We start from the raw sequence: 14,911 nt of genomic DNA, 5'->3' as shown, positions 1-14,911 counted from the left end.
GATATTAAAAATAGATCAAGCAGATCTAAGTTAAAGAGAGATCCACAACAGATGATAACTAAGTTACTGACAAAGGTGGTTGGGAGTCGTAATGACCGAACCCTGCGCCGTCTAAGAAAAATTGTAAAAGAGATCAATAACTTTGAGCCTGCATTTGCAGCACTTTCGGACGATGAACTTCAAGCAAAAACGATCGAGTTTCGTCAACGTATCGAGCAAGGTGAAACATTAGATCAATTACTTCCTGAAGCATTTGCTACTGTGCGTGAAGCCTCTAAACGCGTATTTGGCATGCGTCATTTCGATGTCCAGCTGATTGGTGGTATGGTACTTAATGCGGGACAAATTGCAGAAATGCGTACCGGGGAAGGGAAAACCTTAACAGCCACATTACCCGCTTACCTCAATGCATTGGCGGGTAAAGGGGTACACATTGTTACCGTCAACGATTATCTAGCTAAGCGTGATGCCGAAACAAACCGTCCTTTATTTGAATTTTTAGGCATGACGGTTGGTGTTAACGTACCTAATATGCCTCCTCACGAGAAAAAGCAAGCTTATCAAGCCGATGTTCTTTATGGTACAAACAATGAGTTTGGCTTTGATTATTTACGCGACAACATGGCTTTCCGAATGGAAGATCGTGTCCAGCGTGAACGTTTTTTTGCAGTTGTCGATGAGGTGGACTCGATCTTAATTGATGAAGCGCGTACGCCGTTGATTATTTCAGGCCCCGCGGAAGATAGCTCAGAGCTTTATACTCGTATCAACACCCTGATTCCCAATCTTAAGCGGCAAGATAAAGAAGATTCAGAGGAATACCGTGGTGATGGGCATTATACGGTTGATGAAAAATCAAAACAGGTTTATCTCACCGAAACGGGTCAAGAATATGTGGAAGAACTTCTTGTCAATAACGGCATGATGCAAGAAGGGGATACCCTCTACTCTCCAACGAATATCAGCTTACTGCATCATGTTAATGCAGCATTGCGTGCTCACGTCTTATTTGAGAAAAACGTAGATTATATTGTGACGGACGAAGGCGAAGTGGTTATCGTTGATGAACACACAGGACGAACCATGCCTGGCCGTCGTTGGTCTGATGGCTTACACCAAGCAGTAGAAGCTAAAGAAGGTGTGAAAATTCAGAATGAAAACCAAACATTGGCTTCGATCACCTTCCAAAATTATTTCCGCCTTTATGAAAAACTATCGGGTATGACCGGTACAGCTGATACGGAAGCATTTGAATTCCAATCTATTTATGGTTTAGAAACGGTAGTAATTCCAACGAATAAACCAATGGTTCGTGATGATATGCCCGACGTGGTATACCGCACTGAAGCTGAGAAATTTGCCGCGATTATTGAAGATATAAAAGAGCGTGTTGCGAAAGGTCAGCCAGTCCTAGTGGGGACAATCTCGATTGAAAAATCAGAGCTGTTAGCGGATGCCCTTAAGAAAGCAAAGATTAAGCATAACGTCCTTAATGCTAAGTTCCATGAAAAAGAGGCTGAAATTGTCGCTCAAGCCGGTACTCCTGGTGCGGTAACGATTGCGACAAACATGGCCGGACGTGGTACAGATATTGTTTTGGGCGGAAGTTGGCAAGCCAAAGTGGAAAGCTTAAGTAATCCGACTCCTGAACAGATTGAGCAAATCAAAACGGAATGGAAAAAAGTTCACGATCAGGTATTAGAAGCCGGAGGCTTACATATCATTGGTACTGAGCGCCATGAATCACGCCGGATTGATAACCAGCTACGTGGTCGTTCTGGTCGCCAAGGCGATGCCGGTTCTTCGCGCTTTTACTTGTCGATGGAAGATAGCCTCCTTCGGATCTTTACCTCAGATCGGATGGCGAGCCTAATTCAAAGTGGTATGGAAGAAGGCGAAGCAATTGAAAGTAAAATGCTTTCTCGCTCGATTGAAAAGGCCCAGCGGAAAGTCGAAGGGCGTAACTTTGATATCCGTAAACAATTGCTTGAGTATGACGATGTAGCAAACGATCAACGTAAAGTGGTCTATGAACTACGTGATGAGTTGATGCGCGTCGATGATATCAGTGACATGATTGAGCAAAATCGAGTGGATGTGCTAACGGCTGTGATTGATGAATATATTCCCCCCCAATCTTTGGAAGATATGTGGAATATTAGTGGGTTAGAAGAGCGTTTAAAAAATGATTTTGATCTTTCTCTTCCCATTCAAGCGTGGTTAGATGAAGACGATAAATTGTATGAAGAAGCGTTACGTGAACGCATTCTTGAGCAAGCGGTGAGCGTTTACCAACAAAAAGAGCAAGCCGTCGGTGCCTCTGTCATGCGCAACTTCGAAAAATCGGTTATGTTGCAAACCCTTGATACCTTATGGAAAGAACATTTGGCAGCAATGGATCATCTTCGTCAAGGTATCCATTTACGTGGCTATGCGCAAAAAAATCCGAAACAAGAGTATAAGCGAGAATCGTTTGAACTGTTCCAAGATCTGCTTGAGTCATTAAAATCAGATGTTATCGCTATCTTGTCTAAAGTTAGAGTACAACAGCAAGAAGAAGTTGAGCGAATGGAAGCACAGCGTCAAGCTCAAGCTGAAGAAGTCGCTAAACGGGTACAAGCTCAGCATGCTCAACTGGATAATGAATCCGATGAAAAAGCTCATCAGCCTATCGTTCGAGATGAACGAAAGGTCGGCCGTAATGAACCTTGCCCATGCGGTAGTGGTAAAAAATATAAGCAATGTCACGGTAAGATAGCGTAGTGTGTCGCCCTGCTTAATTTCACATAAAAGAGTCGCATTGGCGGCTCTTTTTTCTATGGGTTAATGCATCCTCTCTTTAATGGTCAGCGAGTGTGATGTATTGATCTCGTTATCTATTGTATAAAGGAACCAATAATGAAGCGTATTCATATTGTGGCTGGAATTATCCTTAACGCTGAACGCTCACAGGTATTTATTACTAAGCGGCCAGATGAGAAACACCAAGGTGGGTTGTGGGAATTTCCTGGTGGTAAAGTTGAAGCTGGAGAAACGATTGAGCAGGCCATGTCTCGGGAGCTGGAAGAGGAAGTGGGAATCGAAGTGATAGCGCAGTCTTTGTTTCAGCATCTTGAGTTCGATTATCCTGATAAATCGCTCAAGTTTGATTTCATGCTGATCGATGCTTTTAATCAACAGCCGTTTGGTAAAGAAGGTCAGCAAGGTCAATGGGTGTCAATCGGCGAGCTTGCTGACTATTCCTTTCCTGAAGCCAATATCCCGATTGTTGAAAGAGTGATCAAAGAGTTTTGTTAAGCTAGCCACCATCAACGATAGTTGGTAGTTTAGAGCTAACGTTTGGATAGAGCATGTGTATCGTACACATGACATAAAAATGGAGAGAATGCAATGGTAAGAATTGCGATTGCAGGTGCAGCAGGCCGAATGGGCCGTAATTTAGTTAAAGCCAGTCATTATCATCCAGAAACAACGGTAGGGGCCGGATCGGAGCGTCCTGAGTCTTCACTTATTGGTGTTGATATTGGTGAGCTATGTGGTGAGGGGCGCTTTGATGTCGCCTTGGTGGATAACCTAGAGCTTGCGATTGATGACTTTGATGTGATGATTGATTTTACCGCCCCAGCAAGTACCTTAGCCAATATCGAACTATGCCAGCAATATGGTAAAAAACTGGTCATCGGTACGACTGGATTTAACGAATCAGAGCGAGCAATAATTGATGAAGCAGCCACTATGATTCCAATCGTCATGGCCCCGAATTACAGTGTAGGTGTAAACTTAGTGTTTAAGTTGCTTGAAAAAGCAGCAAAAGTGATGGGAGACTATTGCGATATCGAGATTATCGAGGCTCACCACCGATATAAACTAGATGCACCATCCGGCACTGCGATTGGTATGGGAGAGGCAATTGCTGAAGCGATGGGTAATCAGTTGAGTGATGTGGCCGTTTATGCACGTGAAGGCATTACTGGTGAGCGACAACGGAATGAAATTGGCTTTGCCACCATTCGTGCAGGAGATATTGTTGGCGAACATACAGCGATGTTTGCTGATATTGGTGAGCGAGTTGAAATTACCCATAAAGCGACTGATCGAATGACATTTGCCAACGGTGCAGTGAAAGCAGCCGTTTGGCTAGCAGATAAACAGCCAGGTTTTTATTCAATGACCGATGTGCTTGATTTAAATGAACTGTAATTACATAATTATGCGCCAACAAAGTTTGGCGCTTCTTTTTTTCTCTCTTTTTTTTCATTAATTTATCTTTTCTTTATTGGCCTTTTTTTGTCACGTTTTGTGTGATTTTTTTGGTTATTCTTATTGTTTTTGCATCAGGGTTGTATTTTTCCATATCTCTCCATTGGTTTATCGTTTGCTTTTTGTGTTGTTGTTTTTTTTATTTTTTTTTGCTCTTTTATGCGATGTTTTTTATTCACTTTAAGAGTTATGGATAAAAAACGAGCTTAAAACGTATTTTTTTGCTGGGTTTAATGTGTTTTTACTTTGTAGTGCGCTGAATTGAAATTTTATTTATCTGTGAATATTGACAGGAATCAGGGTGAACTTTAGAATACCGCCAATTTGTCTAAAACTCCCTCGAGCAAAGTATCTAAGCGAAAAGGATGGCAAGTTTGCAAATTAATTTATATTTTATGCATCTTTATTCTGGAGGTTATCTTGAGTAAATCCGCACTGTTAGTCCTGGAAGATGGGACAGTGTTCCACGGAGTGTCCATTGGCGCTGAGGGTATTTCCGTTGGTGAAGTTGTTTTTAATACCTCGATGACGGGGTACCAAGAAATCCTCACTGACCCTTCCTATTCTCAGCAAATTGTTACTCTCACTTATCCCCACATTGGCAATACCGGAACCAATTCCGAAGACGAAGAATCCTCTTCCATCCATGCTCAAGGTTTAGTTATCCGCGATCTCCCTCTGATTGCTTCCAATTTCCGCAGCGAACGTTCTCTCTCTGATTATCTCAAGTCACAAAATATTGTTGGTATTGCTGAGATCGATACACGTAAACTGACACGTCATTTACGTGAACATGGAACGCAAAACGGCTGTTTAATGGCCGGTGATCATCTTGACCAAGCGCTTGCGCTCGGCAAAGCTCAAGAGTTTCCTGGATTAAAAGGGATGGATCTGGCAAAGGTAGTTTCAACTAAAGAAGCCTACTCTTGGAAGCAAGGATCATGGACGCTAGAAGGCGGTCTACCTGAAGCCAAAGATGACAACGAATTGCCATACCATGTTGTGGCTTATGACTTTGGTGCCAAGCGCAATATCTTACGTATGCTGGTGGATCGTGGCTGCCGGTTAACGGTCGTTCCAGCTGAAACCTCTGCACAAGACGTGTTAGCACTTAACCCTGACGGTATTTTTCTTTCTAATGGCCCGGGTGATCCAGAACCCTGTACTTATGCCATTGAAGCGACCAAAACTTTTTTAGATAAGGGCTTACCTATATTTGGTATTTGTTTAGGTCACCAAATTCTAGCGCTTGCATCCGGTGCTAAAACGGTAAAAATGAAATTTGGTCACCATGGAGCTAACCATCCAGTCAAAGATTTAGCGACTAATGTCGTTATGATTACTTCACAAAACCACGGTTTTGCGGCCGATGAAGCTACCTTACCGGACAATGTTCGAGCAACTCATAAATCTTTATTTGATGGCACCTTGCAAGGGATTTGTCGTACGGATAAACCGGCCTTTAGCTTCCAAGGTCACCCTGAAGCAAGTCCAGGTCCGCATGATGCAGCTCCGCTTTTTGATCACTTCATCGAACTCATTAAACAATACCGCGCTTAATTTGGAGTAGTAAATAATGCCAAAACGTACAGACATTCAGAGCATTCTTATTTTAGGTGCAGGTCCGATTGTTATTGGTCAGGCTTGTGAGTTTGACTACTCAGGTGCACAAGCTTGTAAAGCGCTGCGCGAGGAAGGGTATCGAGTTATTTTAGTTAACTCTAACCCAGCAACCATCATGACAGACCCAGAAATGGCGGATGCAACCTATATTGAACCGATCCACTGGGAAGTGGTACGTAAGATCATCGAAAAGGAACGTCCAGATGCTATTTTGCCAACCATGGGCGGTCAGACAGCGCTGAACTGTGCGCTGGCACTAGAAAAGCACGGTGTATTGGCTGAGTTCGGAGTCGAAATGATCGGGGCAACCGCTGATGCGATTGATAAAGCAGAAGATCGCTCACGTTTTGATAAGGCCATGAAATCCATTGGGCTTGAATGCCCTCGTGCGGATACGGCAAAAACGATGGAAGAAGCTTACCAAGTTTTGGAGATGGTGGGTTTTCCTTGCATTATTCGTCCTTCCTTTACGATGGGCGGTACGGGCGGCGGTATTGCTTACAATAAAGAAGAGTTTGATGAAATTTGTCGCCGAGGGCTGGATCTTTCCCCGACCAACGAACTGTTGATTGATGAATCACTGATCGGCTGGAAAGAATATGAAATGGAAGTGGTGCGAGATAAAAACGACAACTGCATTATTGTCTGTGCGATTGAAAACTTCGATCCAATGGGAATTCACACGGGGGACTCAATCACAGTTGCACCAGCACAAACCCTCACCGATAAAGAATATCAGCTCATGCGTAACGCATCGCTAGCCGTGTTACGTGAAATTGGAGTTGAAACGGGTGGCTCGAACGTGCAGTTTGGTATTAATCCGAAAGATGGCCGTATGGTGATCATCGAGATGAACCCTCGGGTCTCTCGTTCTTCAGCTTTAGCCTCAAAAGCGACGGGCTTCCCTATTGCTAAAGTGGCAGCGAAACTGGCGGTTGGCTTTACCTTAGATGAGTTGATGAATGACATTACGGGTGGTGCAACACCGGCGTCATTTGAGCCTACCATTGACTACGTTGTGACTAAAATTCCCCGTTTTAATTTCGAAAAATTTGCAGGGGCTAATAGCCGCTTAACCACTCAGATGAAATCGGTTGGAGAAGTGATGGCCATCGGCCGTAACCAACAAGAGTCACTGCAAAAAGCATTGCGTGGCCTTGAAGTAGGCGTTAATGGTTTTGATGAAATGGTGGATCTTGATGCCCCCGATGCATTGACGAAAATTCGTCAAGAGTTAAAAGAAGCGGGTGCGGAGCGAATTTGGTATATCGCAGATGCTTTCCGTGCTGGTCTTTCTGTTGATGGCATCTTTAACTTGACCAATATTGATCGTTGGTTCTTAGTGCAAATTGAAGAACTGGTCAAAATGGAGCAAGAGATCAAAGCGGGTGGTTTCGCTGGCTTAAATGCTGATGTCTTGCGCAAAATGAAACGTAAAGGTTTTTCTGATGCGCGTCTATCGACCTTGTTAGGTGTTGCTGAAACTGAAATTCGTCGTCTGCGTGATCAGTTTGGCATTCACCCGGTTTACAAACGTGTCGATACCTGTGCGGCAGAGTTTTCTTCAGATACGGCTTACATGTATTCAACGTATGATGAAGAGTGTGAAGCGAATCCAACCGATCGTGAAAAAATCATGGTTCTCGGTGGGGGGCCAAACCGTATAGGACAAGGGATTGAATTCGACTACTGCTGTGTTCATGCTTCACTTGCATTGCGTGAAGATGGTTATGAAACCATCATGGTCAACTGTAATCCTGAAACGGTTTCAACCGATTACGACACCTCAGATCGTTTATATTTCGAACCTGTGACTTTAGAAGATGTATTGGCGATTGCTCGCGTTGAAAAACCGAAAGGCGTGATTGTTCAGTATGGTGGACAAACACCATTGAAACTTGCGCGCGCTTTAGAAGCCGCTGGCGTACCGATTATTGGTACCAGCCCAGATGCGATTGACCGTGCGGAAGATCGTGAGCGTTTCCAGCAAGCAGTTGAGCGTTTAGGGCTTAAACAGCCAGAAAACGCCACTGTGACCGCACTTGATCAAGCGGTGGATAAAGCCAAAGAAATCGGTTTTCCTCTGGTGGTTCGCCCTTCTTATGTCTTAGGTGGCCGGGCTATGGAAATTGTTTATGACGAACAAGATCTGCGTCGCTACTTTAATGAAGCCGTCAGTGTTTCTAATGAGTCTCCGGTTCTGCTTGACCGTTTCCTCGACGATGCAACGGAAGTCGATATCGATGCGATTTGTGATGGTGAACGCGTCGTCATCGGTGGGATTATGGAGCATATCGAGCAAGCGGGTGTTCACTCGGGGGACTCAGCTTGTTCACTGCCAGCTTACACATTAAGCCAAGCTATCCAAGATAAAATGCGTGAGCAAGTGGAAAAACTCGCATTTGAACTTGGTGTGCGTGGCTTAATGAATACTCAATTTGCGGTAAAAGATAACGAAGTCTATCTGATTGAAGTCAACCCACGAGCTGCGCGTACTGTGCCGTTTGTTTCCAAAGCGACCGGAGCACCATTGGCCAAGATTGCAGCTCGGGTTATGGCAGGGCAATCTCTAGAGCAACAAGGGTTTACCAAAGAAATTATTCCGCCATACTACTCGGTCAAAGAAGTGGTACTTCCCTTTAATAAATTCCCAGGAGTTGACCCATTGCTTGGCCCTGAAATGCGTTCAACTGGTGAAGTGATGGGGGTTGGTGCTACTTTTGCGGAAGCGTTTGCTAAAGCTGAGCTTGGTTGTGGCAATGTGTATCCTGAGAGTGGCCGAGCATTATTATCCGTTCGTGAAGAAGATAAAGAGCGAGTGGTCGATTTAGCCTCTAAGTTGATTAAGTTAGGTTATAAACTGGATGCGACACATGGTACTGCGGTCATTTTGGGTGAAGCTGGGATTAACCCTCGTTTGGTAAATAAAGTTCATGAAGGGCGTCCACATATTCTTGATCGGATCAAAAACAATGAGTACACCTACATTGTGAATACGGCAGCAGGTCGTCAAGCAATTGAAGACTCAAAAGTGTTACGTCGTGGTGCATTAGCCGAAAAAGTAAACTATACCACCACCTTGAATGCAGCGTTTGCAACCTGTATGTCTCATACTGCAGATGCCAAAGCATCGGTGACTTCCGTACAGGAGTTGCATGAAAAAGTAAAAGCCAGCTTAGCCTAACCCGTAGTTAAAACAACGTGTTCAGGCTTTATTACTGACCTAATTGCCCGCTGAATTAAGCGGGCTTTTTGTTTGCCTAGGGTCTGTTTATCTTTCGCGCATATCGTGTACCTACATCTATTTAATCTCAGCCATTTGCTGTCTACCTATCATGCTCAGTGATTTAGGTTTATTTTTCGATTGATGAAAAATAAGAATAGGTTCTCGTCTTGTGTTTCGCTGTTTTGATCCTTGCAGCAGTGCTATGGTTGGTCTTTATTATTTAATGCGTTGATAAGAAATGGAATTTTCACTAGAGATATTGAGCCTGCTGTTTTTAGTAGCGGGCATTGCGGGATTTATTGATGCAATGGCCGGTGGTGGTGGTTTATTGACATTGCCAGCTTTACTTGCTGCTGGGGTGCCACCAACCCAAGCCTTGGCCACCAATAAATTGCAAAGCTCATTTGGTAGCTTTTCGGCGACTTTCTATTTTGTGCGCCAAGGCCTCGTGAGTCTAAAAGCGATGCGTTTGGCCATTGCCTGTACTTTTGTCGGCGCGGCGCTTGGTGCAGAAGCTGTGCAATATATTGATGCATCGTTGTTGACCAGCCTTATTCCCTTATTGTTGATTGCTATATCACTGTATTTTTTGTTGGCCCCACAAACACAACCTCATCGGCGTAAAGCTCTTTCTGAAGCCGTATTTGCCTTGATGATTGGTGGGGGTGTCGGTTTTTATGATGGTTTCTTTGGGCCAGGTACCGGATCGATTTTTACGGTTTGTTTTGTCGTTTTGGGGCAATTAGGATTAGTTGAAGCGACTGCACGTACTAAGGTGCTCAATTTTACCTCGAATATTGCGGCGCTGATCTTTTTCTTAATCGCCGGTCTGCCGATTTGGCAGATTGGCTTAACCATGGCTGTTGGCGGATTTATCGGTGCTCGTATGGGAGCAAAAGTGGTGATCACTAAAGGCCAGCGTTGGATCCGGCCTTTGGTCATTACTATGTCGATGATGATGGCGCTAAAACTGCTTTGGGAACAACATCATATAGCGCTTTTATCAATGTTTGGACTCTAGTGTTTCGATACCGGTTGGCACGTAAACAAATATGGATGGGGCGAGTTAGCTCGGTTAATTCTTGAAAATGAAAGCAGTATTGAGGGGCAATCTTCAGTATTCTTACCATGGAGTGTGGCACTAAGGCGGGTAACATACCACCGAGTGCCAGTTGTGCAGCGGCGGTGTAAGAGTCCATCTCCATCGCTGAGCGAATGCCTTGCTTATGTAAGATAGCGGCTTGGTAAGTGTTAGCCGGATTATTTAAATCATTGGTGATAAGTTTGCTAGGCAGTGAATGCAATGCTTCTTTGCTGACGATGGTAAAAGGTTCTTCGCCTAAATGAAAGGTTAGTAAACCGTGATGAGCAGGCAGATAACCTGCGCAGAAGCCTAAGGTCGCTTTACCCGATTGAACATGTTCGACAATCCTTGGAGTATGGTTAGTGGTAATGACAAGGTGTGGATCTTGTTTCTGATAGCGTCCCATTATTGCAGCGAGATAGCCCGCGACTAAGGTTTCTGAGCAATCCATGCGAAGCGGCGTGCTATCTTCTAGAGCTTGCTGATCGAAAATTAAGCCATGCAATGCATTAAAAGTTGGGCCGATATTGGCAATCAACTGCTCTGCATCAGCGGTAAGTTTGATATAGCGTCCGGCAGGCATAATCAGCTTTTTACCTAGCTTATTTTCTAGGTTAGCAATACGTTTACTGACCGCAGATTGGCTGATGTAGAGCTGGCTTCCTGTGCGGCTCATGGTTTTCTCTTTACTGAGAACCAGTAATGTTTCGATTCCTTCGAGTAGCATCATCTCATGAAAAGTAGGAATGGGTTGCCCATAATACTCGATTATATAATGAACGGAAACCCGCTTATCCGTCGTCGTTAATCACTTTTTCTATCCGAAATTATTTACCAATAGCAAAGGTTGGCAACGAAAGGTGCCAACGAATAGCCCCTAAGCGGATGGCTAGAGTTGAGGTTACTCCGCAGAGAAAGGCGGTGGAGCTGTCATAGTTTAAGTTTAAGGCACAAGTATGTACCAAACCGCCGATGATACAGGCGGTGGCGTAAACTTCACTTCTAAGAATCATGGGAATTTCACGAGCAAGTACATCACGGATAATGCCACCACCACAACCAGTAATTACGCCCATAATGATGGCGATCAATGCTGAATCTTGGTAGATCAATGCTTTTTCGACACCTATACCGACAAATACGGCTAATCCTATTGCATCACACACAGGAAGTATCCACCAAGATAATCGTTTAGGGCGACGAACGACCAACATAGTCAATAAACAGGTGATGAATACTACCCACAAGTACGTGGTATCGGTAATCCAAAAGACAGGGGTAGCCCCTAAAGCCATATCGCGTATGGTACCACCGCCAATTGCAGTTACACTGGCCAGAACCACCACACCAAATGGATCCATCTTGAGTCGTCCTGCCAGTAGTACGCCAGAAATGGCAAACACTGCGGTGCCAAACATATCAATAAGGTAGAGCAGTGAAGTATCCAATTTATAATCGCTCGCTTTACATTCCTGGTTTATTGTTCAGGAGAGATGAGTTGGTCGCCGAGTTTAGCAAATACTTTGGCGATATCAAGGGGCCTGTTTTTGTTCAAAGTATCCACAAACCTGTTCGATAGCCATGAGCGTCCTTGGGGTAGGACGGTTAAGCCAGTCGGGGTTGAGTGGCCAAATGTACGACGGTTTGCCCACCATCAGTTGTTCACGCCACTTGTTCCACATGGTGCCATCACGCATAGCATGTTGAGAGGTGAAAATAACCTCAGGTTGTGCAAGTAATACTTGCTCGATACTGACCTGTGGATAAGGCGAGGGACTGTTTTGAAAGACATTTTCTCCGCCACAAATACGAAAAATCTCGCTGGGCCAGTTGTTCTGTGCCAAGGTGATGATGGGTTTTTCGCTGAGTTGATAAAAATAGCGAGTTGGAGCGAGATGAGCATACCGTTGATGTAACTGGTCAAGCTGTTGGCGAAAGTCTTTCGCGGCTTGCAGACCCACGGCAGGATTTTTTGCATAATGACTTAACTGCTCGATTTCATCCGCAATATCAAGTAATTGCTTGGGGTGCGAGTAAAAGATCGGAATACCTAACCTTGTCAGTTTTTCTAGCTCGCGGAGGGCATTACCTTCAGGCCAAGCAATAACGAGATCCGGTTGTAAACGGACAATGCGTTCAATGTTGATTGCTTGAAAATTGGCAACGGTTGGAAGCATTTTGGCCTGCTCGGGATAGTCGCTGAATTCACTAACCGCAATCAGTTTGTCACCAAGACCTGCAGCAAATGCTAATTCGGTTGCATGAGGGGCTAAGCTGATAATGCGCTCAGCGGCGGATGCTATGCAAGGATAAGTCAGTAATAGTGAACAAAACAGTAAGAGGCGTTTCATTTAGAAGCCTTGATGAATGATCAATAAGAGGAGGCTTTGTAGTGCAATCCAGATCCAAACTCTGTGGCTAAGTAGACGGTAAACCTGTTGCAGATGAAGGCTGGCTGGAGCAATACGTCCGCCGATTTTAGCCCGAATGGCTTTTTGTTGACCATAAATGGCGGGGCCACCAAGCGATAATTGTAATTTATTTCCTACGGCGCACAGCAGCCAACCCGGGCCAGGTAATGGCCAAGAGCGGCTTTGCATTAACGTCACTTGAAGTATTGGTTTTGCCTGTTTACCCATGAGAATTAACAGCGCGAAGCCTCGTAGCGGAATAAAATCGAGGACAGCAACCATCCGAATAATAGGTAATCCAAAGGGATGAAATTGTGATCGTGAAGGGGACCAACAGCGAGCTAACTCTACCATTAATCGATAGATAAAGGCTCCCGTACCTCCCAAAATGGCATACCAAAACAGCACGCCGATCAGATGACGCCCTAACCTCATGATCAAGGTTTCGACACTGGCTTTACCAAGACCCAATAACGATAGGGTGTCAGTTTCTCGATTAACAAAAGGAATGAGTAAACGGCGGGCGAGTTTTTTATCTTCATTTGATAGAGCCTCGCTCATCTGTTGGGTGAATTTTTCACAACTTCGCCAATCTAAGGCTAACAGTAGTAATGCGAGTTCAAATAAATGAGGGTGCCAAACCAATGGTTTTAAGGCGATACACAGTAGAATAGTTGGAATAACCATCAACAGCCAAGCTAAGGTGCCAGAAATTAAATTCTGTTGATAGCTGCTGGGCGTATTGACCTTTTGGGCAAGTAGCTCGGCAAATTTATGCCATAGCGTCACTGGATGAGCCGTATGAGGTATGGGTAATACCCAGTGAAATAACAATGCGCCCCACATGATCAGTAGCGCGCTATTGGCATTGAAAAAAGTGGAAAGTTCGTCCATGAGAGCTGGGTTACTTGTTCAGCATTTCAACCATTTTTACCACCATTTCAGATGAGCTTTGTGCAGCAAGGGGTAAAAATTCATCGAATGACAGGGGCGAGGCTTTATCCGCAACATCAGAAATAGCGCGCACCACAACAAAAGGAACCTGAAATTGATGGCAGGTTTGGGCAATTGCCGATGCTTCCATTTCCACCGCAACTACAGAAGGAAAGTGCTGACGAATATAGTTTTGACGCTCTTCAGTGCATACAAAAGCATCACCTGTACAGATCAATCCGCGAACCGCGTGTTTGCCCGGTATGGATGCTAATGCTTGTTCGGCCACGGTGATTAATTTTTCATCGGCTATGAATGCTGCGGGTTGGCCTGCCATTTGGCCCATTTCATAGCCAAAAGCGGTAACATCGGCATCATGGTGACGAACTTCGCTGGAAATCACGACATCACCCATCGTCAGGCTGGAGTCAAATCCACCGGCTGATCCTGTATTGATGATCACATCGGGCTGGTAGTCATTCAGCAACAGCGCCGTACCAATGGCAGCGGAAACTTTACCAATGCCTGATTGTAGAACAATGACATCGGCTCCATGTAGTTCGCCTACGTAATAGGTACAACCCGCTTTATTGACCTCTTGGCTATGTTCGAGAGTGTCTTTTAAAATCGCGACTTCTTGTTGCATCGCACCGATGATGCCAATTTTCATACAATATCTCTTAATCAGTAAATAAAACGGCCAAAGTTTACCATGTTGTCTGTGGTTTGAGCGAGAATGGTTAGATATATTACTCAATTAAAGGTTTACAGTAACATACCGGCAGCGTTTAGCTTTTCTCTCAATGCTTCCACTCTTCTACGATTCACGCCAAAATCACTGTATCCTACTCGAGATTCAGAACGGACGATCAGTTGATCGCCGTTTAATTTCAGTTCTAAATCATCCACAAAACGTAGAATACGAGTTGTGCACTCGATACGTAAATAATAGTCTGTTTTTACTGCGGTTTCTGAACCGGGGAGAGCTAAAGCAATACGTTCGATCTGATCAAGTGTCACACCCGGACGTAAAATAAAAGGAGCGATAGCAAATTTGCTTCGTTGTTCTTCAGTTGATACGCAATTGGGTTTATTGCCACAAGGGGTTGAGGTTCGGTCAATCATATTGGCTGAAATTCCTTGGCTACAGGCGGTCAGTAGTATCGGCAAACCGATCATGATCCATGGTTTCACGATCTTTTCCTATCCAGAACAAAGAGTAATCATAGCGGATATTTATCGTAGCGGGTAACCGGTGATGCATATCCTCAACTTAGCTCACACTTGTTAAACGTATGTCAACAGACCCTAGGTGATGAGACGTAAGCAAATAAAAAAGGCTAACGTTAACGTTAGCCAAGCTAGAAAGGATGA

At 44.5% G+C, this 14,911-nt stretch carries 12 protein-coding genes; 6 read left to right on the top strand and 6 right to left on the bottom strand.

The window, feature by feature from the left end; all coding sequences use genetic code 11:
• Positions 1-51: 51 nt before the first annotated feature.
• The 6 genes from secA (at position 52) to FKN05_RS07005 (ending at position 10,130) form a co-directional block, all read left to right on the top strand.
• Complete coding sequence (secA, locus tag FKN05_RS07030) at positions 52-2,763, top strand: preprotein translocase subunit SecA (RefSeq protein WP_170887158.1); 2,712 nt, start codon at positions 52-54, stop codon at positions 2,761-2,763.
• Positions 2,764-2,898: 135 nt separating this feature from the next.
• Entirely contained in the window at positions 2,899-3,297 is a 399-nt protein-coding gene (gene mutT, locus FKN05_RS07025) for an 8-oxo-dGTP diphosphatase MutT (RefSeq protein ID WP_099611826.1), read from the top strand.
• A gap of 93 nt (positions 3,298-3,390) precedes the next feature.
• Positions 3,391-4,200: a 4-hydroxy-tetrahydrodipicolinate reductase gene (dapB, locus tag FKN05_RS07020; protein WP_099611827.1), complete on the top strand. Its 810-nt coding sequence runs from the start codon at positions 3,391-3,393 to the stop codon at positions 4,198-4,200.
• 480 nt (positions 4,201-4,680) lie between these two features.
• The gene (gene carA / locus FKN05_RS07015; protein ID WP_099611828.1) at positions 4,681-5,820 is read left to right on the top strand and encodes a glutamine-hydrolyzing carbamoyl-phosphate synthase small subunit; all 1,140 of its coding nucleotides are present in this window, start codon (positions 4,681-4,683) and stop codon (positions 5,818-5,820) included.
• 16 nt (positions 5,821-5,836) lie between these two features.
• The gene (carB, locus tag FKN05_RS07010) at positions 5,837-9,067 is read left to right on the top strand and encodes a carbamoyl-phosphate synthase large subunit (RefSeq protein ID WP_161428558.1); all 3,231 of its coding nucleotides are present in this window, start codon (positions 5,837-5,839) and stop codon (positions 9,065-9,067) included.
• A 280-nt stretch (positions 9,068-9,347) separates the two neighbouring features.
• Complete coding sequence (locus FKN05_RS07005; RefSeq protein ID WP_099611829.1) at positions 9,348-10,130, top strand: TSUP family transporter; 783 nt, start codon at positions 9,348-9,350, stop codon at positions 10,128-10,130.
• Here FKN05_RS07005 and FKN05_RS07000 read toward each other — a convergent pair.
• The 6 genes from FKN05_RS07000 to FKN05_RS06975 all read right to left on the bottom strand — a co-directional run bounded on the left by FKN05_RS07000 (position 10,054) and on the right by FKN05_RS06975 (position 14,662).
• The gene (locus FKN05_RS07000; protein WP_170887253.1) at positions 10,054-10,920 is read right to left on the bottom strand and encodes a LysR family transcriptional regulator; all 867 of its coding nucleotides are present in this window, start codon (positions 10,918-10,920) and stop codon (positions 10,054-10,056) included. The genes FKN05_RS07005 and FKN05_RS07000 overlap by 77 nt on opposite strands.
• Positions 10,921-11,020: 100 nt before the next feature.
• Complete coding sequence (locus FKN05_RS06995) at positions 11,021-11,641, bottom strand: TRIC cation channel family protein (RefSeq protein WP_099611830.1); 621 nt, start codon at positions 11,639-11,641, stop codon at positions 11,021-11,023.
• Between the two features lie 84 nt (positions 11,642-11,725).
• Entirely contained in the window at positions 11,726-12,544 is an 819-nt protein-coding gene (gene btuF, locus FKN05_RS06990) for a vitamin B12 ABC transporter substrate-binding protein BtuF (RefSeq protein WP_099611831.1), read from the bottom strand.
• Positions 12,545-13,498 carry a cobalamin biosynthesis family protein gene (locus FKN05_RS06985; protein WP_099611832.1) on the bottom strand — a complete coding sequence of 318 codons (954 nt, stop codon included), beginning with the start codon at positions 13,496-13,498 and terminating at the stop codon, positions 12,545-12,547.
• Between the two features lie 10 nt (positions 13,499-13,508).
• Positions 13,509-14,207, bottom strand: coding sequence for a 5'-methylthioadenosine/S-adenosylhomocysteine nucleosidase (gene mtnN, locus FKN05_RS06980; RefSeq protein ID WP_099611833.1), 699 nt, complete (start codon positions 14,205-14,207; stop codon positions 13,509-13,511).
• A gap of 95 nt (positions 14,208-14,302) precedes the next feature.
• Positions 14,303-14,662, bottom strand: coding sequence for a DUF1499 domain-containing protein (locus FKN05_RS06975; RefSeq protein ID WP_099612029.1), 360 nt, complete (start codon positions 14,660-14,662; stop codon positions 14,303-14,305).
• Between the last annotated feature and the right edge of the window lie 249 nt (positions 14,663-14,911).

The sequence above is a fragment of the Vibrio sp. 1-1(7) genome (assembly GCF_013048485.1).
Taxonomy (GTDB): domain Bacteria; phylum Pseudomonadota; class Gammaproteobacteria; order Enterobacterales; family Vibrionaceae; genus Vibrio; species Vibrio fujianensis.
This window is presented reverse-complemented; position numbering and strand designations above follow the sequence as displayed.